The 23,194-nt window shown below is 45.3% G+C and carries 29 protein-coding genes, 1 tRNA gene and 6 pseudogenes; 15 read left to right on the forward strand and 21 right to left on the reverse strand.

Features of this window, described 5'->3' with window-relative positions; translation table 11 throughout:
• Positions 1-142: 142 nt before the first annotated feature.
• Positions 143-1,177 carry a mandelate racemase/muconate lactonizing enzyme family protein gene (locus JCM11216_RS06370; protein WP_243675516.1) on the reverse strand — a complete coding sequence of 345 codons (1,035 nt, stop codon included), beginning with the start codon at positions 1,175-1,177 and terminating at the stop codon, positions 143-145.
• Positions 1,178-1,261: 84 nt separating this feature from the next.
• On the opposite strand from JCM11216_RS06370, the gene JCM11216_RS17245 reads away from it, so the two are divergent.
• The 6 genes from JCM11216_RS17245 (at position 1,262) to JCM11216_RS17265 (ending at position 3,404) form a co-directional block, all read left to right on the forward strand.
• Positions 1,262-1,783 (forward strand): MFS transporter, encoded by a 522-nt coding sequence (locus JCM11216_RS17245; RefSeq protein ID WP_243675517.1) that lies wholly within the window; start codon positions 1,262-1,264, stop codon positions 1,781-1,783.
• A complete protein-coding gene (locus JCM11216_RS17250; RefSeq protein ID WP_243675518.1) occupies positions 1,674-1,943 on the forward strand; it encodes a hypothetical protein in 270 nt (89 codons plus the stop codon). The genes JCM11216_RS17245 and JCM11216_RS17250 overlap by 110 nt, the downstream gene beginning before the upstream one ends.
• Entirely contained in the window at positions 1,943-2,302 is a 360-nt protein-coding gene (locus tag JCM11216_RS17255; protein ID WP_243675519.1) for a hypothetical protein, read from the forward strand. The genes JCM11216_RS17250 and JCM11216_RS17255 overlap by 1 nt, the downstream gene beginning before the upstream one ends.
• Before the next feature lie 2 nt (positions 2,303-2,304).
• Positions 2,305-2,640, forward strand: coding sequence for a hypothetical protein (locus tag JCM11216_RS17260; protein ID WP_243675520.1), 336 nt, complete (start codon positions 2,305-2,307; stop codon positions 2,638-2,640).
• 131 nt (positions 2,641-2,771) lie between these two features.
• On the forward strand, positions 2,772-3,257 hold the full coding sequence (locus JCM11216_RS06380) for a PaREP1 family protein (protein WP_054853745.1): 486 nt from the start codon (positions 2,772-2,774) through the stop codon (positions 3,255-3,257).
• A 42-nt stretch (positions 3,258-3,299) separates the two neighbouring features.
• Positions 3,300-3,404: transfer RNA gene (locus JCM11216_RS17265), tRNA-OTHER, on the forward strand.
• 39 nt (positions 3,405-3,443) lie between these two features.
• Here the strand turns inward: JCM11216_RS17265 and JCM11216_RS06385 are convergent.
• The 3 genes from JCM11216_RS06385 to JCM11216_RS06395 all read right to left on the reverse strand — a co-directional run bounded on the left by JCM11216_RS06385 (position 3,444) and on the right by JCM11216_RS06395 (position 5,437).
• Complete coding sequence (locus JCM11216_RS06385) at positions 3,444-4,271, reverse strand: hypothetical protein (protein WP_054853662.1); 828 nt, start codon at positions 4,269-4,271, stop codon at positions 3,444-3,446.
• Positions 4,246-4,770, reverse strand: coding sequence for a hypothetical protein (locus JCM11216_RS06390; RefSeq protein ID WP_054853663.1), 525 nt, complete (start codon positions 4,768-4,770; stop codon positions 4,246-4,248). Before JCM11216_RS06390 ends, JCM11216_RS06385 begins: the two co-directional genes overlap by 26 nt.
• Before the next feature lie 241 nt (positions 4,771-5,011).
• A complete protein-coding gene (locus JCM11216_RS06395) occupies positions 5,012-5,437 on the reverse strand; it encodes an alpha/beta hydrolase (protein ID WP_243675522.1) in 426 nt (141 codons plus the stop codon).
• A 115-nt stretch (positions 5,438-5,552) separates the two neighbouring features.
• On the opposite strand from JCM11216_RS06395, the gene JCM11216_RS06400 reads away from it, so the two are divergent.
• From JCM11216_RS06400 to JCM11216_RS06410, 3 genes and pseudogenes are all read left to right on the forward strand, one after another.
• The gene (locus tag JCM11216_RS06400) at positions 5,553-5,855 is read left to right on the forward strand and encodes a DNA-directed RNA polymerase subunit M (protein ID WP_243675524.1); all 303 of its coding nucleotides are present in this window, start codon (positions 5,553-5,555) and stop codon (positions 5,853-5,855) included.
• Between the two features lie 38 nt (positions 5,856-5,893).
• A pseudogene (locus JCM11216_RS06405) lies at positions 5,894-6,865 on the forward strand (DNA cytosine methyltransferase).
• A 128-nt stretch (positions 6,866-6,993) separates the two neighbouring features.
• Positions 6,994-8,212, forward strand: a pseudogene (locus tag JCM11216_RS06410) (fructose-1,6-bisphosphatase).
• A gap of 32 nt (positions 8,213-8,244) precedes the next feature.
• Here JCM11216_RS06410 and JCM11216_RS17270 read toward each other — a convergent pair.
• The 4 genes and pseudogenes from JCM11216_RS17270 to JCM11216_RS06425 form a co-directional block, all read right to left on the reverse strand.
• The gene (locus tag JCM11216_RS17270; protein ID WP_243675526.1) at positions 8,245-8,412 is read right to left on the reverse strand and encodes a membrane dipeptidase; all 168 of its coding nucleotides are present in this window, start codon (positions 8,410-8,412) and stop codon (positions 8,245-8,247) included.
• Entirely contained in the window at positions 8,363-9,268 is a 906-nt protein-coding gene (locus JCM11216_RS06415; protein WP_243675527.1) for a membrane dipeptidase, read from the reverse strand. The genes JCM11216_RS17270 and JCM11216_RS06415 overlap by 50 nt, the downstream gene beginning before the upstream one ends.
• Positions 9,269-9,303: 35 nt before the next feature.
• Positions 9,304-10,426 (reverse strand): annotated as a pseudogene (locus JCM11216_RS06420) (tryptophan--tRNA ligase).
• 50 nt (positions 10,427-10,476) lie between these two features.
• Positions 10,477-10,929 carry a pseudouridine synthase gene (locus JCM11216_RS06425; RefSeq protein ID WP_054853664.1) on the reverse strand — a complete coding sequence of 151 codons (453 nt, stop codon included), beginning with the start codon at positions 10,927-10,929 and terminating at the stop codon, positions 10,477-10,479.
• A gap of 51 nt (positions 10,930-10,980) precedes the next feature.
• On the opposite strand from JCM11216_RS06425, the gene JCM11216_RS06430 reads away from it, so the two are divergent.
• Positions 10,981-11,637, forward strand: coding sequence for a uracil-DNA glycosylase (locus JCM11216_RS06430; RefSeq protein WP_054853665.1), 657 nt, complete (start codon positions 10,981-10,983; stop codon positions 11,635-11,637).
• Here JCM11216_RS06430 and JCM11216_RS06435 read toward each other — a convergent pair.
• From JCM11216_RS06435 to JCM11216_RS06460, 8 genes and pseudogenes are all read right to left on the reverse strand, one after another.
• A pseudogene (locus tag JCM11216_RS06435) lies at positions 11,638-12,808 on the reverse strand (acyl-CoA dehydrogenase family protein).
• Positions 12,805-13,983 (reverse strand): annotated as a pseudogene (locus JCM11216_RS06440) (acyl-CoA dehydrogenase family protein). The pseudogenes JCM11216_RS06435 and JCM11216_RS06440 overlap by 4 nt, the downstream one beginning before the upstream one ends.
• A 36-nt stretch (positions 13,984-14,019) precedes the next feature.
• Positions 14,020-14,535, reverse strand: a complete 516-nt coding sequence (locus JCM11216_RS06445) for a hypothetical protein (RefSeq protein ID WP_054853747.1) — start codon at positions 14,533-14,535, stop codon at positions 14,020-14,022.
• Positions 14,536-14,662: 127 nt separating this feature from the next.
• Positions 14,663-15,655: a hypothetical protein gene (locus JCM11216_RS06450; protein WP_243675529.1), complete on the reverse strand. Its 993-nt coding sequence runs from the start codon at positions 15,653-15,655 to the stop codon at positions 14,663-14,665.
• A pseudogene (locus JCM11216_RS17275) lies at positions 15,652-15,843 on the reverse strand (magnesium chelatase); the annotation flags it as partial. The gene JCM11216_RS06450 and the pseudogene JCM11216_RS17275, both read right to left, overlap by 4 nt.
• A 29-nt stretch (positions 15,844-15,872) precedes the next feature.
• The gene (locus JCM11216_RS17280; RefSeq protein ID WP_243675531.1) at positions 15,873-16,094 is read right to left on the reverse strand and encodes a hypothetical protein; all 222 of its coding nucleotides are present in this window, start codon (positions 16,092-16,094) and stop codon (positions 15,873-15,875) included.
• Positions 16,060-16,575: an AAA family ATPase gene (locus JCM11216_RS17285; RefSeq protein WP_243675533.1), complete on the reverse strand. Its 516-nt coding sequence runs from the start codon at positions 16,573-16,575 to the stop codon at positions 16,060-16,062. Before JCM11216_RS17285 ends, JCM11216_RS17280 begins: the two co-directional genes overlap by 35 nt.
• A gap of 185 nt (positions 16,576-16,760) precedes the next feature.
• Positions 16,761-17,891, reverse strand: a complete 1,131-nt coding sequence (locus JCM11216_RS06460) for a transglutaminase-like domain-containing protein (RefSeq protein ID WP_243675534.1) — start codon at positions 17,889-17,891, stop codon at positions 16,761-16,763.
• An 18-nt stretch (positions 17,892-17,909) separates the two neighbouring features.
• On the opposite strand from JCM11216_RS06460, the gene JCM11216_RS06465 reads away from it, so the two are divergent.
• From JCM11216_RS06465 to JCM11216_RS06480, 5 genes are all read left to right on the forward strand, one after another.
• Positions 17,910-18,668: a hypothetical protein gene (locus JCM11216_RS06465; protein WP_054853666.1), complete on the forward strand. Its 759-nt coding sequence runs from the start codon at positions 17,910-17,912 to the stop codon at positions 18,666-18,668.
• Positions 18,668-18,820, forward strand: coding sequence for a hypothetical protein (locus tag JCM11216_RS17290; RefSeq protein WP_243675536.1), 153 nt, complete (start codon positions 18,668-18,670; stop codon positions 18,818-18,820). The genes JCM11216_RS06465 and JCM11216_RS17290 overlap by 1 nt, the downstream gene beginning before the upstream one ends.
• Complete coding sequence (gene rnhB, locus JCM11216_RS06470; protein ID WP_054853667.1) at positions 18,792-19,445, forward strand: ribonuclease HII; 654 nt, start codon at positions 18,792-18,794, stop codon at positions 19,443-19,445. The genes JCM11216_RS17290 and rnhB overlap by 29 nt, the downstream gene beginning before the upstream one ends.
• Positions 19,446-19,497: 52 nt before the next feature.
• Positions 19,498-19,746: a hypothetical protein gene (locus JCM11216_RS06475; protein WP_054853668.1), complete on the forward strand. Its 249-nt coding sequence runs from the start codon at positions 19,498-19,500 to the stop codon at positions 19,744-19,746.
• Positions 19,747-19,836: 90 nt separating this feature from the next.
• Positions 19,837-20,640: an AAA family ATPase gene (locus JCM11216_RS06480; protein ID WP_054853669.1), complete on the forward strand. Its 804-nt coding sequence runs from the start codon at positions 19,837-19,839 to the stop codon at positions 20,638-20,640.
• Between the two features lie 2 nt (positions 20,641-20,642).
• Here the strand turns inward: JCM11216_RS06480 and JCM11216_RS17295 are convergent, their stop codons facing one another.
• From JCM11216_RS17295 to JCM11216_RS17310, 5 genes are all read right to left on the reverse strand, one after another.
• A complete protein-coding gene (locus JCM11216_RS17295) occupies positions 20,643-21,419 on the reverse strand; it encodes a type II secretion system F family protein (protein WP_243675537.1) in 777 nt (258 codons plus the stop codon).
• Entirely contained in the window at positions 21,419-21,808 is a 390-nt protein-coding gene (locus JCM11216_RS17300; RefSeq protein ID WP_243675539.1) for a hypothetical protein, read from the reverse strand. The genes JCM11216_RS17295 and JCM11216_RS17300 overlap by 1 nt, the downstream gene beginning before the upstream one ends.
• Positions 21,809-21,879: 71 nt before the next feature.
• Positions 21,880-22,506, reverse strand: coding sequence for a hypothetical protein (locus tag JCM11216_RS17305; RefSeq protein ID WP_243675540.1), 627 nt, complete (start codon positions 22,504-22,506; stop codon positions 21,880-21,882).
• Between the two features lie 37 nt (positions 22,507-22,543).
• On the reverse strand, positions 22,544-22,933 hold the full coding sequence (locus tag JCM11216_RS06490) for a hypothetical protein (RefSeq protein WP_243675541.1): 390 nt from the start codon (positions 22,931-22,933) through the stop codon (positions 22,544-22,546).
• Positions 22,872-23,141, reverse strand: a complete 270-nt coding sequence (locus JCM11216_RS17310) for a hypothetical protein (RefSeq protein ID WP_243675543.1) — start codon at positions 23,139-23,141, stop codon at positions 22,872-22,874. The genes JCM11216_RS06490 and JCM11216_RS17310 overlap by 62 nt, the downstream gene beginning before the upstream one ends.
• Positions 23,142-23,194 lie beyond the last annotated feature (53 nt).

Genomic DNA, 23,194 nt, shown 5'->3' on the forward strand with positions numbered 1-23,194 from the left:
TATGACCCAGACGGGCTCCTCCTCATGGAATGGCTCCATACCCTCAAACCTCATCTCAGCGAGAACCTTCTCATTAACGTCAACGCCAAGGCCAGGCCTGTTGGGCACCCTGTAATAACCATCCTCAAGCTTAATGGAATTATTAATGATATCCCTCTTCCACTGGGGGCCAAAATTCGTAGAAGCTCTCCTGAATCAGCAGGTTATATGTACTCGCATCAAACTGTAGAGTCGCTGCATGCTGCACAGGGCCGAAGGCATTGTGTGGCGCTAGCTCGACTCCGTACGCCTCCGTTAAGGCCTTGATCCTGCTCATACCCGTGAAGCCCAGGGCATTGGTTATGTCAGGTTGAAGAACATCCACTAAACCCCCCCTCTCCAGAAGCTGTAGCGCCTCCTCAACGCTGATTATCCTCTCACCAACCGCAATTCGAACGCTAGGTGCTACAGCCTTTATCTTCGCGAGGCCCTCAAAGTTCAGGTCAGGGTGTACCGGCTCCTCAATGAACAATGGGTCGAACTGCTCCATGGCCTTAACCATCTTAACGGCCGTATTTATGTTAAAGCGGCCATGAGTCTCTATCAATATATCCACGTACTTACCCACAGCCTCCCTAACAGCCCTAACCCTCTCCACAGCCTCCTCAAGCCCCCCCTCCTCATCCATTTGATCGAAATACGGCCCGAATGGGTCGAACTTCATCGCCTTAAATCCCATGGACACAACCTCCTTAGCCCTCCTTGCGAAGTCGTCAGGTGTTACGCAGTCGCTATACCAACCATTTGCGTAAGCCCTAATCTTCTCATTAACAAGGCCGCCAAGGAATTGATATATGGGTGCGCCGAGGTACTTACCCAGTAGGTCGTGTAGTGCTATGTCGATGGCACTATACGCCGTAGCCGCCTCAAACGAGCGACTAATGTAGAACTCGTGCTTATACCACTCCTTGAATAGGTACTCAATCCTGAATGGGTCCTTACCAATAATAAACCTCCTAACCTCCTCAATGGCTTTAACGACCTGGTTAACCCTGAGAGTGGGCACGGCCTCCCCATAACCAACCTGCCCATCACTCGTGACGACCCTAACTATTATCGAGACCGAGGCCCATGGTGATGCCTTAGCCGTGGCAAGGTCACTGACTGGGTATATTTCTACGTCCTTAATAGTTGTCATACAATTCCGATAATGCGCTCATTTTTAAGTTTGGACTTTGCAGTATAAAGTTTAAAGGGGGGGCTTGAGGCAACGATGTAATTAATGGATAGGACACAATTCATAGTCTTAGTGTTGCTAACCTTGGCGACGTTCATGACTGCGTTGGATAGCACAATCGTTGTCCTGGCATTACCTGTAATGCTAACCGCGCTACATAGCGACTTGTCCACGCTAGTTTGGGTAATACTAATCTACATACTCGCCGTCACAATATTCTCAACACAGTTGGGAAAGCTCGGCGACCTAAAGGGCAGGGCTAAAATGTTTAATATCGGCATGATACTCTTCGGTATAGGCAGCGCGTTATGCGGCTTATCGACAAGCGCCATGGAGCTTATTGGATTTAGGACAATACAGGCGCTTGGTGGGTCATTAATGACCAGCAACACCATGGCCATAGCCAGTGATTACTTTAGACCAGAGGAGAGGGGGTTTCGTGTTTGGTACAACGTCGATGGGTTGGAACCTGGGCGCGGTGGCTGGTATATTGGCTGGCGGTATTATAACCACGTTCATTGGTTGGAGGTGGATATTCTACATAAACGTGCCAATAGCCATATTTAGCTTCATAATTGGCTTAATGTACCTAAGGGATAGGGGGGGTGTTAGGGTTAAGCAGGACTTTGACATATACGGTGCAGTAACCCTCGGGTTATCCCTCGGCCTCCTATCAATGGCTGGGATAACCTACGCCGCGTTGGTTATAACAATGCCGTGGGTTTAATGACGCTATTGGGGCTAGTTCTATTTGCCATATTCATCTACATAGAGACCAGGGCGAAGTCACCATTAATAAGCCTAAGGCTCTTCAGGATCAAAATGTTCACGCTATCAAGCTTCTCCTACTTCTTCCAGTACATGGCCAACAACGCAATACTATTCCTGCTAATAATGTACTTACAGGGAGTCAGGGGGGGACTAAACCCGTTCTACGCGTCCATATGGCTAGTCCCCGGCTACCTACTAGGCTCAATAGCAGCGACCCTCGGTGGTAGGTTAGCGGATAAGTCTGACGCCAGGGTGATAGCGTCGATAGGCCTCACGCTTCAGGCCGTGGCTACATACTGTATGACACGTTACTAACGTTGACAACGCCGTTCTACTACATAACAATAATCGCATCAATAAGTGGCATTGGGGGGGCTGGCATGTTCTTCGCGGCCAATGGTAAGATGGTGATGCTGGACGTCCCAAGGGACATGTATGGGATAGCCTCCGGCACGAACAGGACGATTGGTAATATAGGCATACTGCTCAGTTTCATAATAGCCATCGTGGTCTCCTCAATGGCGATACCGAGGAGTGTCGCCTTCCAAATATTCGTGGGATCATCAACACTAACACCAAGCCTAATGCTACCCTTCGTAAATAGCCTACACATGGCCTTCAGGGCATCCCTAGCCCTAATAGCGTGGCAATAGCAACGTCCTGGAGCAGGACAAGGGTACCAATGACACAGCAAAGAAGGATAGTGAATAAACCGTAACACCATGAGTATTCCATAATCATTGATGATTAAGCATTTTTAAGCGAGGACAAGCACAACCTTATGTTGGAGCAATTACCCAAGCCCTGGTTCGACCTCAATAAGTACAGGGAGGTCAGGTTAAGGGAGGCGATGTACGAAGCCGAACTCGCCGAGTCCTTCCTAAACCAGGGACTCATAAGGAATGCCACCGGCAAGGCATTCCAGACCTGGAAGGCCCTAGTGGCGGCATATGCCGTGGATAAAATAAATGAGTTAAGGAAGTTATTCCCAGGCACAAAGAAATTAAGGGGGGGACTCAGGGCGAGGGTTGAAAAGGCCTATTGGATCGTAGCCGTCATGCCGACGACGGTACTGAAACCCGTGGCTCAGGTAATAGGCGGTGACGTTGACGTATACACAAACATGGCGCTATGGCTACATGAGTACCAATACAATGGGCCAGATAAACAGGGCATACTAAGTCCATACCCAGATGATGAGTCTGCAGCTAGGGATATAAGGACATTGATAAGTAAGACTAGGGAACTCACGAAGAAGACCATTCAATAACCATCACAAAAAGCTTAAAATTCCTCAGGAAAACACATCCCCGCCCCGGTAGCTCAGCCCGGTCGGAGCGCCCTGGGGGGGCGAAAGCCCCGTGCAAGCCTTGTAAGCGGGAGGTCCCGGGTTCGAATCCCGGCCGGGGGGGCTCCAACAGAGTTATCAACCACGTTTTATAAATACCTGGAAATATCATTCTATTGATATTTCTCCTGCCGTGTCTATTCCGCACTTTATTACGTCCATCTTCGTGTTCATTAGGCATATGAGCTGTCTCATGGTTAATGGGCCTAACGCCTCGATCTTTCCCATCTCGGTCTCACTCAATCCATATTCCTGGATAACCTCCTTTAGGTCCTCCCTCGTTACGTAGTCGGGCAGCGTTATTGCTCCTAACCTCAGTATGTCGAATAGCGGTGTGTCGACTTTCGATATTAGGTTAACCACGTCAGGGAGTAGCGTTATTACTATCCTGGTTGATGGTAATGCCTGCATGTTATTCCTGAGCGCGTGTATTGCGTTTATGAAGTCCATGGCCCTTGAATCATCCTGACTGAGTAGGCCCTCGTCAATCCCAATCACCAGTGGCGACATGCCCAGTAACCCCCCCACTGCATCATTTAGTAGCTTCAGGGTTTCCATGGGCCTTAATTTGGCGCTTTCAAGGACTTCGTCAATGCCTGCCTTGGCGAATGCCCTGAGCAAACCCTTAGCACCTATCCTTCTCAGCCTTTCCTGAATTTCCTGTATCTTGCGTATGTTGTCTGTAAATACCGTGTATACAATGGCCGATAAGTCCCTATCTCTAACCTCGGTCATGTCTGCGTACATGAAGACTCCGTCAACCATGCCCTCGAGACTAAGCAGGAGCGTCGTCTTCCCAGCGCCTGCCCTGCCTATTATCGTGATTAATTGGTAATCCTCATGAACCATACTCAGTACTTTATCCCGGGCAGCCCTCCACGAAGGCCCAAGAAGCCTCACACCGGAGCTCCTACTGGGTACTAGGAGTCTCTGCATCGCTCACCACCTTTATCAAGCCATAGTATGAGGAACCAATTTTCAACCTGCGGGAACCACCATGCGCGAACACGAACCTACCCCCCCTATGAAACCTTATGGCCTTGATCAATAGTTCCTCGGCCTCCTTAGTCGTCGCGTTTAACCTACCCTCTATGTACTTAATAACATCACCAATATCCGCATAGCCAGACAGTGGATTCGCCAACTTCCTAGTGCCCTCAATAACCAGCGTCAGTGGATCAACATCCTCCCTAGGCGTTAATAGGTTATTCACCCTACTCATCATTTCCCTATCCGTCAATATCACGCTCCTACCCTGGCCACTCCTGACTACCCTGGCCTTACCAGTATTCACCAGGTACTGAACAACACCCTCTGGGTCCCTAACCCACTTGCCCAGGGTGCTCGTGTACGTGGCATACGCAACCCTAATGCCATCAACGTCCTCCTTACCAAGCACAACACCAACTACGTAAGCCAGGTCAACCCTATCCACGTTATCTTTAATGGTTACGGAAATAAATTACGCTATGCCTTATAATAAGTATTATTACGTAGGTAATACATGAATATAATACTAAACGGCGTTGATGGACCTTAGGAAATCGAGCACAAGCTTCACGAACTCCCTGGGCCTATCCAAATAGGCTGGGTGACCGGCGTCATTGATGACCTCAACCCTAAAGCCAGCCCTCCTCATGGCCTCCATGTTCTCCCTACCCGAGACCCTGTCATTACTACCCCCAAATGCCCATTACAGGTACCTTAATCCTGGACAGGTTAATGCTTGGCACCCTGACAGGCCCAACCACAATACCCGCGGTTGCCGGGTAATTGAGTGCCAAGTACCTAAGGACCGTCTCACCACCTAAACTGGCCCCCCCAATAAGTATGGGGTTCTCAATGTTTAAGGCCTTAACGATTGCGTAGAGATGGTTGGCGTAGTCATCATCATTCCTCGGCATGAAGTGGTCGCTCCTCGATTTAGGGCCATACGGCATATCAATTGCATATATTTTAAGACCTTCGAAGTTATTGCCGCAGCAATTAATCCAATCATCAGCGCTGAAGCTGAATCCGTGGACCATGACCATGGGTTTACCCTCACCATGCACCAAATACCTCACCGACCTTCCATTCACTGTTATCCGGTTCTCGCTCACGAACTAAGCATAGGTCAACCTTTTATTTTGCTTTCCCAGGCATTAGCTATGATGCGTTATTCCATTACTATGTAATTCCTGGTTAAGGTGGTCATAAGGTTTTTAAGTAAGTTCTTTGTCTACGTTAATTCGCAATGAGGTTTTGTCCCAGATGTGGGGGGGTTTGATGGTTCCCGTGAAGAGGGAGGGGGGGAAGGTTTACCTCAGGTGTCAGAGGTGTGGTTATGAGGAAGAGATGAAGAGTAGTGATGCCAAGTCCTACGTTGATAAGAAGAGTGTTGAGAAGAAGGGCGCGGTTATTGTGGAGAGTTATGAGGAGAAGGAGCCTGGCGAGGAGGAGAAGGAGCTTAAGGAGGACTACGTTAAGCAGCTCCTTGATAATCTTTACGAGACTGAGAGTGAGCAGGAGGAGGATTAGGGTTAAATAAAATGTAGCGCTATAGCTGCAATTCAGTGATGAGGTATACCGTAGTTGACCTATTCGCGGGTGCTGGAGGATTTAGTAGGGGATTTAGAGATGCAGGCTTTGACGTAGCCCTTGGTGCCGAGATTGATGTTAATGCTGCACGAACGTATAGTTTTAACTTCCCGGAGGCTGTGATGCTCGTTGATGATGTTAGGAATGTTAGGGGGGGTGAGGATATTATTAAGTACATTGGTGGTAGGCCTGACGTGGTAATTGGCGGTAGTCCTTGCGAGGCATTTACTGAGACTAATCCAAGGAGGGCTGAGGACCCACTTGATAGGCTTTATGTTGATGAACTTGGTAGGCTGACCCTCGAATTCATTAGGCTCGTTGGTGAGTTGAGGCCTAGGGTCTTTGTTCTTGAGAATGTGGTTCACATAATGGATGGCCCATTGAGGGATGCCTTAATCAATGAGTTCGCCAGGGTTGGCTATGAGGAGATTTACTTCAATGTGCTTCATGCTGAGGATTATGGAACGCCGAGTGTTAGGCGTAGGGTCTTCATTAGTAATATACCATAAGGCCTGAGAGGGTGGGTGGGGGGGTGTTGACCGTGTGGGATGCCATTGGTGATTTACCCGAACCCGGTGACCCTAGGATACCTAATCATGAGTATGTGACCGTTAGTGATAGGAAAATTAAGGGCATAGCAAGCTTGGCTGGGATGATGCCCTTTATAGGTTCAGGGGGGGCGCCACAGGGTCGTTTAGGAACTTCGTGAGGCTTAATCCATGGAAGCCCGCGCCAACGGTCATGGGTAGTGTGCGTTTTGTGCATCCATTCGAGGATAGGGTATTGACGGTTAGGGAACAGGCTAGGCTTATGGGCTTTCCCGACAATCACGTGTTCTTTGGGCCGAAAGACTCTCAATTTAACCAAATTGGCGAGGCCGTACACCGCCATTAGCCCGTGCAATAGCAGGGGGGGTTGTCTTTAAATACCTAGAGAAGGCTAGTTCTTAGGTTAGTGATTTATTTTTGTCAATAAGTCAATATTTCTTATACCTGCTTTTATTTTATTTAAATAATTATTAGAAATATAAACGTTATAAGGGTAAAGTATTAATACATTGATGAAGCAATACTTACCAATGAAGGTTACGGTCTCAATAATAAAGGCCGACATAGGTGGCTTACCAGGACATGCGTGGGTACATCCCAAGATACTTGAATTTGCTGCTGAAAGACTGAGGGAGGAGCAGAGGAGCGGCTTGCTTATTGATTACTTTGTTTATAATGTCGGTGATGACATGTCACTACTTATGACACACACTAAGGGTGAGAATAACCCGGACATCCATGGCCTTGCCTGGTCAATATTCAAGGAGGCCACGGAGAACATTGCAAAGAAGGTTAAGCTTTATGGCGCTGGTCAGGACCTGCTTAAGGATACATTCAGCGGGAACATTAGGGGGGGATTAGGCCCACAGGTTGCTGAGATGGAGTTTGAGGAGAGACCCAGTGAACCGCTTGTGGTGTTTGCCGCGGATAAGACGGAGCCCGGAGCCTTCAACTTACCATTCTATAGGATATTCGCCGACCCGTTCAACACGGCCGGCCTAGTCATAGACCCGGCAATGCACCAGGGGGGGTTTAGGTTTGAGATACTGGATGTATATGAGGGTAAGGTCTACCTGCTTGACGCTCCTGAGAATAGTTACGACATACTCGGCCTAATAGGCACACCGGGCAGGTACATAATAAGGAGGATTTACAGGAAGTCTGACCTGGTGCAGGCCTCGGTGACGAGTGTTGAGAGGCTGAACTTAATCGCCGGCCGCTATGTTGGTAAGGACGACCCGGTGGCCATAGTCAGGGCTCAGCATGGCTTACCAGCGGTTGGTGAGGTACTCGAGGCCTTTGCCTACCCACACCTGGTTGAGGGTTGGATGAGGGGGGGTAGCCATGTTGGTCCATTAATGCCCGCAAAGATGGTGAGTATTGATCAGGAGAGGAAGATAGCCCTTGGCCCAAAGATGACTAGGTTCGATGGACCACCAAAGGTCATAGCCCTCGGCTTCCAGCTGCATGATGGTTACCTGGAGGGCCCCCGTGGACTTATTTGATGACCCAGCCTTTGACTATAGTAGGCAGTTGGCTGCTCAGATAACGGATTACATAAGGAGGATGGGGCCTGTAATGCCGCATAGACTGCCGCCTGAGGAGATGGAGTACACGACATTACCACAAATACTCTCGAAGCTTAAGCCAATACCAGTCGATGAGTATGAGAAGAATAGACTTCAGTACATTCAATTCGTAACATCGCAGACAAGCGGTCAAGAGACCACGGGCCCAAGCCATGATTAAAGTACTTAGTTACTAAGGGGGGGATTTAAAATTCACGAGAGATTATTCCTAAGGACCCTAAGGGCGTTTTCAAAGGCTATCTTCCTAATGTCGCTATCGCTCATTCCATACTCAGCCAATTTATTTAGGAATTTCGCGATCTCGCCAATGTTAGTTAAGTCCTCGGGGGGTTTTCTCGATTCCCAGGAAGTCCGTCCCAATGGCTATTATGTCAGGCCCAAACCTCTCGCGTATATAAAGTACATGCCTAACCAGCGAATCCGTGTTTGGCCTTGGCCCTATCGTTGATGGTATCATCGTTACACCAATCACGCCATGATTCCTGACGAGGAGTTCCAGCACTTCATCATCGATATTCCTCAGGTGCTTATGAACACCCTGGACATTCGCGTGGCTAATTACGACGGGCTTCTTGGAAGTATTTAATACATCGATCATGGTATTACGGCTGGCGTGGCTCAAGTCGATTATTATGCCGAGTTCGTTGGCCAATTTGACTAATTCTTCACCGTCTGCCGTTAATCCGTAGTCCTTCCTCGTGAAGCATGATGCGCCGTACCTATTGTCAAAGTTCCAGGTAATGCCCAAGGCCCTAACGCCGAGTCTGTGAAGCAGTAATAAGTCGTATATGTCATCAAGCACGTCAGCACCCTCAAGAGAGATTAAGAGCCCTATTAGGTCGCTATTCATCACCTGCTCAATGTCGGAATAATTCTCAATGATCCTAAGCCTATTACCGAATCTCTTTGCCAGTATTAGGTAGATCTTGATCATTTCAAGGCCTATTAACTTGGATGCCGCTGGTGTGTAGGACTTTATTGAACGTGTTCCGTAGCCTGAGGATATCCTTTCGCCAATCATTGGGTTATACGTATCATGTATTGGGAACACGGCGCTGAAGACCACCTTAACATTCCCTCTAATGAGCTTAGGTATGTCCGATTGCCTGTCGGGCACGTCAACATCAAAGTCCTGAAATTCCTCCTCGAGTCTCCCTGAGCCCATTAGGTGATACGCTATGTCTTCATGTAAGTCAATAATTGGGTAATTAACCATGACTTTAGTATTAATGCAATGACCCTAATTAAGTATTATCTAAACTTTACGGAGATTCTGTATTGCTCAATCACGTCCTTAGCCCTTTCCCTCCTTTCATTATGCTCCTTCATGAACTCCCTAATCCTCTCGAAGAGCATTGCCTTACACTCACCACATAGTAACTTCCCAGCCTTGCAATCCTCATGGATCCTCTTAACCTTCTCATCGCTGTCCTGGAACAATAGGTGGTACTTATAGACAACGCAGTTGTCTGGGTCACCACCATACTTACGCTGGAGCTCCGCCGTTGGTTGTCCGCCGGTTAAGGCATTCATTATCTTTCTCCTAACGTCCTTCTCGCTGTCGGTTACGTAAATTGCCGAGTCCGGGTTTGAGGCGCTCATCTTATCCTCACCTGTTAATCCAGGTATGAACTTGCTATATATCGTGGATGGCTTTGGGTATCCCAACTCATCAGCTATGTCCCTGGCGAGCCTGAAGTATGGGTCTTGGTCAATGGCCGTTGGTATCAGTACAGGCGCTTGCTCACCATATAGCTCGGTGGGTAGGAAGGCGACTGATATCTCCAGTGTTGGGAAGAAGGCCGCGCCTACGTTGGTTGAGTCCGTGAAGCCAAAGGTATGCTTCACGGTTGACAACGTTAATTTCTTACCCACCTAACGGCTATCTTGTATAGGTACTTAATGTCCTCACTATCAATAATTATGTGCAGCTTATCTGGCGTGAAACCCAGGGCTATTAGGTCCAGGGCGTTTTCGTAGGCATACTTATTCGTTTGCTCCAGGGTGTACCCCTCCTTAACTAGGAATTTCTCGTCATCCGTTAGCTCGAAGAAGTAATCAACATTGAACTTATCCACAAACCACTTACTGAGCATCCAGGGAACCAGGTGGCCAATGTGCAGATCAGCGCTGGGTCCTCTGCCGTTATACAGCGCCCACCTTAGGCCGCTCCTCTGCCGATTTAGTATTGACTGTAGGTCCTATGTGCGTAGAAGAACCCTCTTCTTATTAGGTAGTGAACCTCACCCGTTAATTCCCGCAGCGTGTTTATCTCGTTTTCCGTTATTAATTGAACACCGAATTCACGGGCGAGCCTCATGTAGTCTACCTTACCCTTTACCTCCCAGGGCGTTACTGTGAACTCATTCGCCAGATAATAACCACCGTACCCATAGAGAATTTAGTAAATATAAGCATTATTGGTTATTTAACCTCAGAAGTCCCTACGTGGTGACGCAACTTAACCACAACACCCCTGCCAACACTCAACACCTCATCCTTAGAGAGCAGTAGCCTACCAACACCGAGGAACTCGCCATCCTCTGAGTAAATGGCTACCTCATCGCCGGGAACGGCATTCCTAATGTCAATGACGAACCTAGCCATGACGCTCCTGCCCTGCTTCACGAATGGAGCGGCTTCCCTACTCACGATAACCACCTTATCGATTAACCGCGCACCCTCTAATGTCGGTAATGGACGGCCATCGCTAGCCCTAATCGTGAAGATAAGCTCATCACCCAGGTAAATTCTCCTTAAACCACCCGTCCTGCTAACCTCAATCTTAAACTCACCACTTAATTTCTTTAGTATACTAGGTCCATAAATGTACGACAATACTCCCCCCCTGATTATGTCCCTAGTTAATTGATCCATCCCTCCACACTTAAAGTAATGACTTAATTTTAAGGCTTAAGCATTGTCGCTGTGAGTTGGTATAACGATTTCGTAAGTAGATTAATACAGTGCAGGGCATGCCCAAGGCTAGTGAGTTATAGGGAGAGTGTTAAGCCACTGCCGAGGTTTATGGATGATAATTACTGGAGGAGACCGGTACCGCCATGGGGTGACCTGGGTAATGCTAGGATAATGATCGTTGGGTTAGCGCCGGCTGCGCATGGTGGTAATAGGACTGGGCGTATGTTCACTGGGGGGGATAGCAGTGCTCAATTCCTGTTTAGGGCCTTATACGAGGCTGGCTTGTCTAATAAGCCCTATAGTATTTCCAGGGATGATGGTGTTGCTGTTAGGTGCGTGTACATAACGTCAGTCGTTAAGTGCGCACCGCCAGACAACAGGCCAAATAATGAGGAGATTCACACCTGCGTGAACAATTGGTTTAGGTATGAACTTGTTCGTGTCATGCCGAGGGCGATAATTGCCCTTGGACACATAGCGTTTCTCGGCATTAAACTGGCCCTTGGTATTAGGGCTGAGTTTAGGCATGGTGGTTACATTGATTTTAATGGAGTTAGGATATTCATGAGTTATCACCCAAGCCCAAGGAATACTAATACTGGTAGGTTGAGGATTGAGGATTTAGTGAGTATTTTGAGGATGGCCATGGAACACGCAGGTTGTTGATCAGCCTAGGTATTTACTTAACCACTTGTAAATAACCATCCTCTGGACCTCGTTTGTGCCCTCGCCAATCTCCATAAGCTTGGCGTCCCTGTAAATCCTGTTCAGCTTACTATTGCTCCAAACGCCATAGGCCCCCGGTTAATTGTACGGCCCTCCTAATCACATCCATGCCCAGGAGCACAGCCGTTAACTTAGCCATTGATGCGTGTGCGTAATAGTCCTCGTACTTACGGTCAAGGCGCAGCGCCGCATCGTATACGGTGGACCTAATGGTCTCTATATAAGCCATCATATCAGCCAATTGGAACTGAATCCACTCCAACTCACTTAGTGGCTGATCAAACGCCCTCCTATTCCTAACCCACTCAAGGGCTTCCGTGAGCGCTGTCTCAGCGAGGCCTAGGGTCACGGAGGCCACGGCAATTCTGCCCAGGTTCAGCGCCTCCATGGCTATTTTGAACCCCCCCTCATTAACCTTACCAACAACATCATCATCACCAACTACGCAGTCATTAAATGTCAATTCGGATGTGCCCGTGCCTCTTATGCCCATGACGTGTATTGGGCTTGCCTCAATGCACTTATTCCTCCTTACTAGGAATGCCGTTATTGCCCTATGCCTGGCCTCCTTGGGCCCCGTCCTCGCGAACACTATGTATACATCGGCATAAAGCCCCCCCTGGGTAATCCACATCTTCTTCCCATTGATTACCCACTCACCACCTCCTCTCAGCCCTTGTTTCTATGGCGGCAGCATCGCTGCCGCAACAAGGCTCACTGAGCGCAAATGAACCTATTAATTCACCCCCCCTAGCCAGCTTAGGAGCTAATTCCTCCTTCATTTGCTTATTGCCATACGTATAGAACGCGTCCGTTACCAGGAACCCCCCCTGCACCTCAGTTAATATTCCCATTGATCCACTATACCTCGATATAACCTCAATAGACAATGCTGTGCCCAGAACATCCATTCCATAACCACCATACTCCCTCGCAATATTGGGGCCAATACGCCATTCTTACCCAACTCCCTAATTACCTCGCGTGGGTAGTAATTCTCCCTATCTATTTTGTCAGCAACAGGCTCTATAAACCTCCTACTCAACTCATCAACTAACTCAACGAACTTCTCGTGATCCTTCGTCAATGATGGGTGCCTTATCGGTATCATAATTCTACCTCCGGTAGCCCCCCCCTTGTTAATATTCTATGAATTACTATTTTCTGAACCTCATTCGTACCCTCGGCAATCTCGAGGACCTTGGCATCCCTGTAAGCCCTCTCGGAGAAGCTCTCCTTTGAGTATCCGAAGCCACCGAGTATTTGAACGCCATCCCTCGCTATTTCAACGGCCATTTGTGCCGTGTATAGCTTGGCAATTGAGGCGTAGAGTACGAATGATGGGTCCTTATTATCATAAAGCCAGGCAGCCTTGTAAGTCACCGTCCTGCCAATCTCAAGCTTCGTCTTTATATCAGCTAACTGGAATTGAATCCACTCCCAATCAATAAGCGGCTTACCAAATGCCGTCCTTGTCTTGGCCCACTCAAGGGCCTCATCAAGCACTCCCTGGGAAAGCCCAAGGGCTACCGCAGAAATGCCTATCCTGGCTAGGTCCAGCGTGACCATGGCTATTTTGAACCCCCCCTCATTAACCTTACCAACAACATCATCATCACCAACCACACAATCATTGAACTTAACCTCAGCCTCGCCAGCACCCCCCCTCATACCCATCATCTCCAACTTACTAACCTCAACGCAATCACTTCTTCTCACGAGGAATGCCGTTACTGCCCTATGCCTGGCCTCCTTGGCCCCCCCGTCCTCGCGAAGAGTAGGTAAACGTCTGCATAGGCTCCCTGCGTTATCCAAATCTTTCTACCGTTTATTACCCACTCACCACCCCCCCTCCTCTCAGCCCTAGTCTCGATAGCCGCGGCATCACTACCACAACAAGGCTCGGTGAGTGCGTACGATGCTACCCACTCACCGCTGGCTATCTTCGGCAGTACCTCCTCCCTCTGTTTGTTACTACCATACTTGAGCAACGCGTATACTATGTTATCATTTACTATCTCTGTTATGAAACCTAGGGTTGGGCTGTATCGACTCAACTCCTCAACAACCACAACACTACCCCTAAGGTCAATGCCTGGTCCACCGTATTCAGGCGGTGCAGATGGTGTTAGGAAGCCCTGCTTAGCAAGTTCCTTATTAGGTCCCTTGGATAGTAGTCCTCAAGATCCATTTTTCTGGCTAGGGGGGGACTATGTATCTCTCGGCAAACTCCTTGACACTGTTTCTAATGAGCTGGTGTTCCTCTGTAAGGAAGGGATCTGGCATATAACTAAATAAAATCATTATATTAATAAGTATTACTCATGTTAGTACTTTCTTAATCAAAAATATTATTAGTAATACTATGATTAATGAGATAGTGAATAACGAGAAATACCAGGCAAATATTAACGTAAATAAACCTGGATTAATACCGGCCTCCTTAATCATTGGGTTAATTACATTGAATACCGGCGAGTTGACGAGAACCCTCTCCATAATGTATGATAAATATATTATCAACAGGGATAACAATAGGGAATAGGGCTCAAGGGCTCCAACTAGTAGTAGATATAATACTATACTTATTATCAGTATAATCGTGTAATTTATTAAGAATGTAGATGGTATTAGAAAGCCCATGACTATTAATAATGACGCATTGATTATGAAAATGTAATTACTATATGTGGGTTTATATGATATGATTATCATGGAGACCATGTTTATAATAATACCAAGAAGCGCCATGTCAGTATATTGCGTTAGTATCAACTCAAGTATTAGCCATACAACACCAACCAACATGTATAAGACGTAATTACTTAACTTGATCATAATAATCACTGTTAAAACTATTGATTGATTATATCGAAATTTAATAAGATAACTTTATTTCTACCACCAATATTATTAAGAACCTTATTCAATTCCTCAGTAAGTGGTTCATCATTAATGGGATTGCTTACGTAGCTATGTCACTTAAATCATCCTCACTTATGTACTTACGAAAGTAAGTCGGTATATCCACTGATACGTTACTCCCATGGTAATTCTTGATAACGCTTATCCTCACCTCACGTTCTAAATATGGAATAGCGCCCCTACTCACGACCTTTTCCTCAATGTAGCCCCTGCGTATTAGTACAACCTTAACCTCGCCACAGTATTGTACTGAATCACTTATCATCTGCAGAGCATCATCTATGGGTCTCTTGCCGTTCCTGGGTATTAGCATCCTCGATGATGCACTAACTATGAATATTGGGCATGAACCATAATCACTCCTATTAATCATCATCAGCTCATTAACCCTCGCGCTGGTTATCCAGTGTATTGATGATGCAGGCCTCTCATAATCATAAATCAATAAAGACCTAAGGTCACCTAACCTACCCTCTAGGGATAAGCCATACTCTATGTAACCACCAACCCCCCCCGTTTTACCAATGGACCCAGTTACCTGTCTTGGCTTTATAATGACATCAACATTACGTAACAATAACCTTTGAATTACCAAGAGCCCCCCCAGTGGTTCCTTAAATTCCATAATCCCGCCAACAATTCTCGTGCTGCCAATCCACCTACCCACTAGTTTGACGAGGTAATCGCCATCATTAACCTTAATTCTCAAGGTATCAGATAGAATATGAGGCGAATGGACCAACGTAAGTTCTGCATCCCACCGTATTGGTAACCTGGAGGAAACCCTTACGCCGATTGTCGCCGATGAACCTACTGTAAGTTCTGCACTACCTTGGCTAAAGATTAATTGTGAGTATAACGCCATTAGGATTGCCAGTAGGTACCATGATAGTACGTAAGACGTAAAAACCAGGAAGAGCATTATACCGAAGTATGTACCGAATAGGTTATTGGTCAATAACCCAATATATGTAATGCCAGATAGGGTAATGTATATAACCAATAACTTATTACTTGGTATTACGCGTATCATGACCTACGAAGCACCCTCTCCATGAGTGGTGTTGGTACCTGCTGAAGCAACTGCCTAATTAATACTGTACTGTCAGTGCCGAGGGTTATTATTCTATGGTTCAGGACGTATGGCGCCAAAATCTTTACATCATCAGGTATTACGTAATCCCTACCATCCAACAAAGCCCAGGCCCTAACCAACTTACTAAGTACCTGCGCAGCCCTTGGGCTCGCACCTAGCTTAACATCGCGGGCATTCCTCGTAGCCTTATCAAATTCACTATGTACCTAATTATTGATTGATCAACGTATACCGAGTGCATTAGGGATTGAAGTAAATCAACCTCCTCCTTACTCACCACGGTATTAATTGAATCAACATTACCAAGGTCTATGTTCTCCGCAATCCTAAACTCAACCTCCTCACTTGGATACCCCCCCAGTCTTATTCTTATCATGAATCTGTCCAGTTGTGCCTCTGGTAGTGGGTATGTACCCTCCAACTCGATGGGGGTTTTGGGTAGCTATTATCATGAATGGCTTCGGTAATTCATACGACTTACCACCAATTGTTACCTGACCCTCCTGCATAGCCTCAAGCAAAGCAGACTGAACCTTAGGAGGAGCCCTATTAACCTCGTCGGCAAGGACTATATTCGCGAAGATTGGGCCAAACCTAACCTCGAAATCCCCCCCAATCTTGGGATTGAAAATGAGGGAACCCGTTATGTCACTGGGCAGTAGGTCAGGTGTGAATTGAATGCGACTGAAGGAAAGGCCAAGGGCCTTTGCAAATGCCTTGACCAGCGTTGTCTTGGCAAGCCCTGGATATCCCTCAATTAATGCATGACCACCAGCGATTAGGCATGCAAATAATAGTTTAATTTCATGCTCATAACCAATCACGGACTTAGAAACCTCCTTCAGTAGATTATCCATAATTTGCCTTGGGTTTATTGAATTCATTATTGTTTACCTAAGATATAAAAATGCATATATATTTTAAACTCATCGCGCCTTAACATGACTTATTAATATGTATATTAAATAACCGATTATCCAAGGTAAGACAAGTAATAACCCAATTATAACCGAGGACCCAATACCTGCAGTGCTGATACCTATTAATGCTTGCTGTGAATAGGTGCTGGAATGAACATTACCCAGCCGCCAACAAATGACTCAACCCATAAAATATTCGTTTCGGAACTAAAAACATATACATCATTACCCTCATTAGTACCATAGAAACCAAGGGCTACCCTGGTCGGTATGCCGTAATATCTCAATACGGTCATTGCAAGTGCTGTAAAGTCAATAATAGACCCCCCCTTTCCAGTGCTAAGTAGGTTTTCAGGGCCTACGGAATAAGTAGTGAGTTCATACTTGTTGTTCATTAATGTATAAAATACCTTATTAACAATCGCAATTGGATTGCTTGTTTTCTTAATGCCAAACGCCTTTGTAATGTCTAGGCCAGATATTGACACACCCGTAGGCCCTAAATATTCAACTACGTCTAAGAAATTAGAGCCATTGTTAATTAAATTACCACAGACGTACATTGTGTAGTTAGCCCTAATAATTGGCGTTTCAGCAACAACAATATCCCCCCCCGGCTCAAGAAGCATTAATTCCGTCGGTGGATATACACTGGTTATTGTCACATTGCTAATAAAATAGGATATTGGTGATTGCGTATTAACAATTATGGGTATTGGAACAACCTTCATTGGCTCGTTGAATGTTATGTTTATGAGGTATGCAATACAATCATAGCCATTGCTAAACCATATTGTTAATGGAGGACTTGTGGCACTAATAGTTATTAATGATAATGTATTCATTAGAGTTCCATTGCTATACTCATTAAAGACTAAATACCTTAAGTAAATAGGCACCTTGGACTGCGCAATAGCCTCAAAACCTGAATAATTACCTGGCGTTAATACCGTAGGTAATGATACAGGTCTATAGGTGACCATAGGTGTGAAGTAGCCTATGAAAAATGAACTGGATACTACACCATGGTACATCCCAACATACGTCAGGTTATTCACCCTAAGTAAGCCAGCGAATTCGCCTTCATACGTACCCTGGGGGGGAACCATTATGTAACCCGTGGCATTTGCAAAAAATAGTTGATACACATTAATTGAGAATGCACTTCCAACATACGTAAGCGAAGCATTGATGGGTATTGATGAATTTCCCTGCAATGGCCCAAGTAGCAAAAGCATTATTAACAGGTTCATTCTATCTAATCATTAGTAATGCCAATTAATAAAGCATTGGTTTATATGACAATACTACTAACACTTATCATAACACTTATTCCACCAATTAATGCGCTTGGAAGCGCATACACAGGTTTTTACAATATAATTAATTGGCCGGTAATAAGCGTATCGATAATTAATGGAACATACACAAGCAATGGGATAGTCATAGTAATATCACCACAGGAATTGCCTAACCAGCAATACTGTGCTTTCACAGGCATCGGCTTAATAGGTAATAATTATCTCCTGATCAATGGTATTATTTACGCCAATGGAACAATAAGTATTGCGGAAATAACAGCAATAAACGCATCAGTAGGTTTAAGCTCTAATAACGAAATCAACACGCAATCAAGCTACAACATCACTACCTATCCCTCAGATTATGAAGTAGTTGGGCAACGAACATACCACATAGGCAAGGTAATAGAAAAAACAGCAACTAACACAGCGATGACAGGTAGTAATAACTCATCAGCAATTTATAAAGGGCAGGCAAGTAATATCCAATTTAGTGCAATACATGGCGCAAATATTGAAGTAAGTAATAATGGCATTATTATTTACATAATCATTAATTCCTCGGTAATCGCAACGATATCCCTAATAGCAATGTCTATGATAATGCCATTACTTAAATACCGAGTGCATAATGATAAGGAATGCATAGATGAGTTATTTACGAAACTCGTGAAGAAAACCGGGTTAAAAGACCTGTCATTAACCATAGGGACATTCGTAACTACCTAATGAACAAGTCAAAGGTTAATAATGACATCATTGACAAGGTGATAAATTACTATGAAATGGCGATTTATGGAAATAGACCCATTAAGTGTGAGGAATTTAAGAAACTGATTAAGGAAGCCCTTAATGCAGGTTCTCGTGGGAGGAATCGATGAGGCTGGCCGTGGCCCTATCATTGGACCTATGGTAATGGCTATTGCCATTACCAGTGATATGGATAAGCTGAGAACCATCGGCGTTAGGGACTCAAAGGAGCTCAGCCCAACCAGTAGGTCTCGTTTATTCTCAATTCTTAAATCAATGCTTGATTACGTAGATTATGAGGTCATTGAGCCCTGGGTAATCGATGATTACGTTTATATGAACTCCTTAAATATACTTGAAGTTGAGGTGGCTACTCGATTGATAAATAATGCATTGAGCGCAGTAATGCCTAGAACAATATATATTGATTCTCCAGATCCGAAACCAGAGAGGTTTAAGGATATGGTTAAGAAGGGAATAAAGGGTAATGTTGAGGTTGTGGCTATGAACAATGCTGATAAGTTAATACCTGTGGTGTCGGCCGCGAGTATAGTGGCTAAGGTAATCAGAGACTCAATAATTAAGGAACTACACAGGGAGTATGGAGACTTTGGCAGTGGTTATCCAAGTGACCCAAGAACAATAGCATTCCTTAAGAACTGGATTGAGGGCCATGGCGATTTACCGCCTATTGTTAGGAGGAGCTGGTCGACAGTTAAGAGATTACTTAGTGGGCGATTGGATAGGTACCTATGATATTCATAATTTCACTAAGTATAAATACCCAGGTAATTACTAGCAAATTAATATGAGGACGAGCCTAATGGTGGCAATAATTGGATTAACATTTATGATTATTGGTTTTATCTTATCCTCAATCGCCAGTAATATATTACTCTCATCATCATTTTTCATAATAGGTTTCTTACTCGATATATTGGGCATATTGATGATAAATAGGGATATCGAAAGTCTACTTGTTAGGCTTGAAATGGAACATAACAAACCAAGCCCGGATGATATTAAGAGAAGACCCTTTAGAAGACCAAAGAGATAATTTGAGCAAAGCCTTTACACATGTCATCCAACCATAACCCTAGTAACTCTTATTTACTAATTTAATAAGTGATTATACATTGGTGATTCTGTGAAGACAATATTAATAACGAGCGGCACGAAGGGCGGCACGGGCAAGACCACGATAGCCGTGAATATGGCCGTAATACTGGCCTATGAATTAAGGGATAAGGCTCAATACCCTATTGTACTTATTGACTTAGGGTTAGATAGTGGTACTGCCACCATGCTGATGCTTGGTAATATTGAGGAGCAAATGCCATATACATTGGCTGACTATTTCATGGGCAAGATACCGGACCCTCTTTCAACGTTTTACGTAAAGACCTGGCAAATTGATAACGATATATTTAAGCTCGTTTTCACAGCATCCATAAGCCAATACCCGAGTCAGGTTAAGATAGATAGATACCTCCTCAAGGGTCTATTGAATGCCGTGGAGGCGATTATACCGTTGTATGTAATAATTGATACGCCAGCCCTTGGATTATCCTATGATGCATTAGTCACATTACTTGAGGTTAGTAATAACGTTATTTTAATCGCCATACCCGACCACAGCAGTTTGAAGGCTGTTGGTAATGTAGTTAATCTCGTACATGAACTTAAGGCAAGTAATAAATTGCTGAAGCCCATACTAAACATGCTCAATATCAAGTACCCAGTCGATGCGGTAAGTGGTTACCCATGGACAAAGCTCCTGAGGGACATAGTCGGCATTGAGCCTCATGTGATCCCATACGATGAACTATTCTCAATATCGAGACAGGCATTGGAAATAGAAAGCCTTAAACTATCATTTTATGAATCACCAGCCCTCGACTCAATTTTTAAGTACATAGATTATTTAATGGAAGCAGTACCACCAAGTTAGACCTAATAGGGCACGCTTGTTGATAAGCCAGACATTGATCCAAATAATGCATTCGCTAGGAATGGCGACATGGCATAGACGATGACCACCATTATCGTCAGCACCACGGCATGCCTAAACCCTAGGGATAACTCACCCTCACCGAGCTTCCCAGCTATCAATCCCATTATGAATGAATCAATAGTTATCGTGAAGGAGAATGAGGTAGCCAATAAATTAACTAAGTAACCAGATGCAGGGCCTGCAGTAACACCACCAGGGCCAACCCTAGTCACTATCGCAACTACCGAGAAAATCAAGACAACCAATGTAACTATTAATATGACAGCGCCGATGTACGGCACATACCTTAGGGGGGGTCTCAACCTAGCCCTCATGTTCTCTTGAACACTCACTATTGATGATGCGAAGTTAGCAAGCATATCAAGGACCTGCGGCGATGCACCACCAAGGTCTATAGTCTCTGTAAGTAGGAATGTAAATACCTTCGAGTAGTAACTATGTAGTTTGCCCATTACTGAGGAAAGCACGTCTCTCATTGGCACACCATACCTAATCTGCCTAACCATGGTATCCAGGTACTTATCAAAGGCGCCATACCTCCTGGTATACCTCAGGGTCTCAAAGGTCTTCTCAGGCGTAAAACCACTCTTTCTTAGTTCAGTAACGTCCCTGAGAAACTCCGCGTATTCCTTATCAATCTCCCACCTCTCATTAACCACCCTAATTGAGTATATTGCGGTAGGCAGAAAGGCTAAGGCCAACGTCAGCCCAAACACTATTGTGAAGTCAAGGGGGGGATCGGTGACCCACGGATATAAATCCTATTGCTTAAGTCCTGGTGAAACAGCATTGAATATTCAAGAAAACCGAGTACAGCGACAACAGCCATAGACGCACCGGCCCACTTATACGGCCTATAATCGGTATATGGCGACCTAAAGGCTGATACCTCACCGAGGTATATGAATGCTACGGATATTGCGGGTACTACAAATAGACCGAACATGTAGTTCGAGTTTATCGCCTGCATGAAGGCTGCATACCTATTACCGAAGGGCGTCACTGCCTGCGCCAGGTAAAGCACGTCTAAGCCAATGAGGAGTATCGCCGCTGAGCCTATGTAGCTCTCCATGAGCATTCCGAGGAATTCGGCAGCCCTATTCATGCGCTCAATGGCATTACTGACAATGTCATGGAGCCTGGTGTTTATGTAATGTACTATGTCACCTCCAGTCCTTACAGTGTTACGTAACCACTGATGAACTCCCTAAGCGACCTACTCTCTATCATTGAGGATACGTTGGACAACGCCGTAAGTGGGTCCTCGCCGAAGATCTTAAACCTAATATAGGTCCACCTGGCCACCTTACCCATGACCTCCAGGATCTTGGCCTCGGCAATCCTCTCCACTGCCCTGAACACGGAAAGCCCTGAATTCGTTATTGCCGATACGTAGGCCACGAAAAATGGCAACTCAGTATCTACCTTAAAGGCGAGGTCACTCGCCGTTATCCTCGGCAACCCAATCATTAACTCGTAGACGATTAGTGGAATGATAATGAGGACAATACCCATAATTATTAGGGTGAGATCCCTAATACCGTAAGGTGTTGAGAATAATAGTCTCATTTTAAGTAGTATTAATGCGTTGTTTAGGTTCATCATTACGAGAATTACACCAAGTGGAGCCGCTATTACGAGCATTATTGTTGTTATGAATAGGACCCTAGCCATGTACCTCTCTGAGCTTGTAAATGACAACGATGCATTAAGGCTCCTCTGCAATCTCTCATAAACCCTTGTATTCCTTAACCTCAGGATTAATGGTCCCATCACCGATAATGCTAATTCGTCGAGATCCACATTCTATTCTATAATTTCAACCCTTATAAACTTACCTCTACATGAAGTAAAGCAGTGCACGTATAATTATGTAAACAGCGAACGTAATAATACCCAATGCTGAAACAAGTTTTACCACAAAATCAACCCTGGAGCCACCATAAACCTTACCAACATAAACAGCGTATGGAAACACGAAAACCCAAATAAGTATCGCCGTAAATAAACCAACCACGCTGAAAATACCAAAGACGCTCATGAAGGAAAGACCTGCTGTAAGCCACCAAAAAACCTGGTAGGGATTTGTTAATCCCATAGAAATACCCATGAAGTAATTAAGAAATGGAGACCTGTTACCGCCGGTATTCCTGGGTGAAAATGTGGACTTAAGTATCGATATAGCTAAGTACATCATAACTGCAAAACCAATGAAGTATAGGTAATACACGTAGTGCCCCCAAAACCCTGGAGAAGAAGTACGTAATAACCATGAGAATACCATCTGCAGACATAGCCCCAAGACCAACACTTGTGCCATGAATCGGCGAACGCGTAGCCTCAGCGGCAATTAACGCATTCATAGGGCCAGGGGGGGGAACAGCAAGGAGAAATCCAAAGACCATCCCAATCACGAAATTATAAAACTGCTGAAGCATTATGGAAAATACTTAACGCCTAAAATTAAAAATTGCGCATAAATTCTAAGTTA

Source organism: Vulcanisaeta distributa JCM 11216 (genome assembly GCF_001315985.1).
In the GTDB taxonomy this organism is placed as follows: Archaea; Thermoproteota; Thermoprotei; order Thermoproteales; family Thermocladiaceae; genus Vulcanisaeta; species Vulcanisaeta distributa_E.

Excerpts from the sequence above, each read along its gene's own strand:
- JCM11216_RS06370 (WP_243675516.1), bottom strand. The coding sequence starts at position 1,177 with ATGACAACTATTAAGGACGTAGAAATATACCCAGTCAGTGACCTTGCC.
- JCM11216_RS17245 (WP_243675517.1), top strand. The coding sequence starts at position 1,262 with ATGGATAGGACACAATTCATAGTCTTAGTGTTGCTAACCTTGGCGACG.
- JCM11216_RS17250 (WP_243675518.1), top strand. The coding sequence starts at position 1,674 with ATGGGTTGGAACCTGGGCGCGGTGGCTGGTATATTGGCTGGCGGTATT.
- JCM11216_RS17255 (WP_243675519.1), top strand. The coding sequence starts at position 1,943 with ATGACGCTATTGGGGCTAGTTCTATTTGCCATATTCATCTACATAGAG.
- JCM11216_RS06385 (WP_054853662.1), bottom strand. The coding sequence starts at position 4,271 with ATGCAGAGACTCCTAGTACCCAGTAGGAGCTCCGGTGTGAGGCTTCTT.
- JCM11216_RS06415 (WP_243675527.1), bottom strand. The coding sequence starts at position 9,268 with ATGGTTAATTACCCAATTATTGACTTACATGAAGACATAGCGTATCAC.
- JCM11216_RS06425 (WP_054853664.1), bottom strand. The coding sequence starts at position 10,929 with ATGGATCAATTAACTAGGGACATAATCAGGGGGGGAGTATTGTCGTAC.
- JCM11216_RS06445 (WP_054853747.1), bottom strand. The coding sequence starts at position 14,535 with ATGATCAAGTTAAGTAATTACGTCTTATACATGTTGGTTGGTGTTGTA.
- JCM11216_RS06450 (WP_243675529.1), bottom strand. The coding sequence starts at position 15,655 with ATGATACGCGTAATACCAAGTAATAAGTTATTGGTTATATACATTACC.
- JCM11216_RS17280 (WP_243675531.1), bottom strand. The coding sequence starts at position 16,094 with ATGATAAGAATAAGACTGGGGGGGTATCCAAGTGAGGAGGTTGAGTTT.
- JCM11216_RS17285 (WP_243675533.1), bottom strand. The coding sequence starts at position 16,575 with ATGGATAATCTACTGAAGGAGGTTTCTAAGTCCGTGATTGGTTATGAG.
- JCM11216_RS06460 (WP_243675534.1), bottom strand. The coding sequence starts at position 17,891 with ATGAACCTGTTAATAATGCTTTTGCTACTTGGGCCATTGCAGGGAAAT.
- JCM11216_RS06465 (WP_054853666.1), top strand. The coding sequence starts at position 17,910 with ATGCCAATTAATAAAGCATTGGTTTATATGACAATACTACTAACACTT.
- JCM11216_RS17290 (WP_243675536.1), top strand. The coding sequence starts at position 18,668 with ATGAACAAGTCAAAGGTTAATAATGACATCATTGACAAGGTGATAAAT.
- rnhB (WP_054853667.1), top strand. The coding sequence starts at position 18,792 with ATGCAGGTTCTCGTGGGAGGAATCGATGAGGCTGGCCGTGGCCCTATC.
- JCM11216_RS06475 (WP_054853668.1), top strand. The coding sequence starts at position 19,498 with ATGAGGACGAGCCTAATGGTGGCAATAATTGGATTAACATTTATGATT.
- JCM11216_RS17300 (WP_243675539.1), bottom strand. The coding sequence starts at position 21,808 with ATGAATAGGGCTGCCGAATTCCTCGGAATGCTCATGGAGAGCTACATA.
- JCM11216_RS17310 (WP_243675543.1), bottom strand. The coding sequence starts at position 23,141 with ATGCTTCAGCAGTTTTATAATTTCGTGATTGGGATGGTCTTTGGATTT.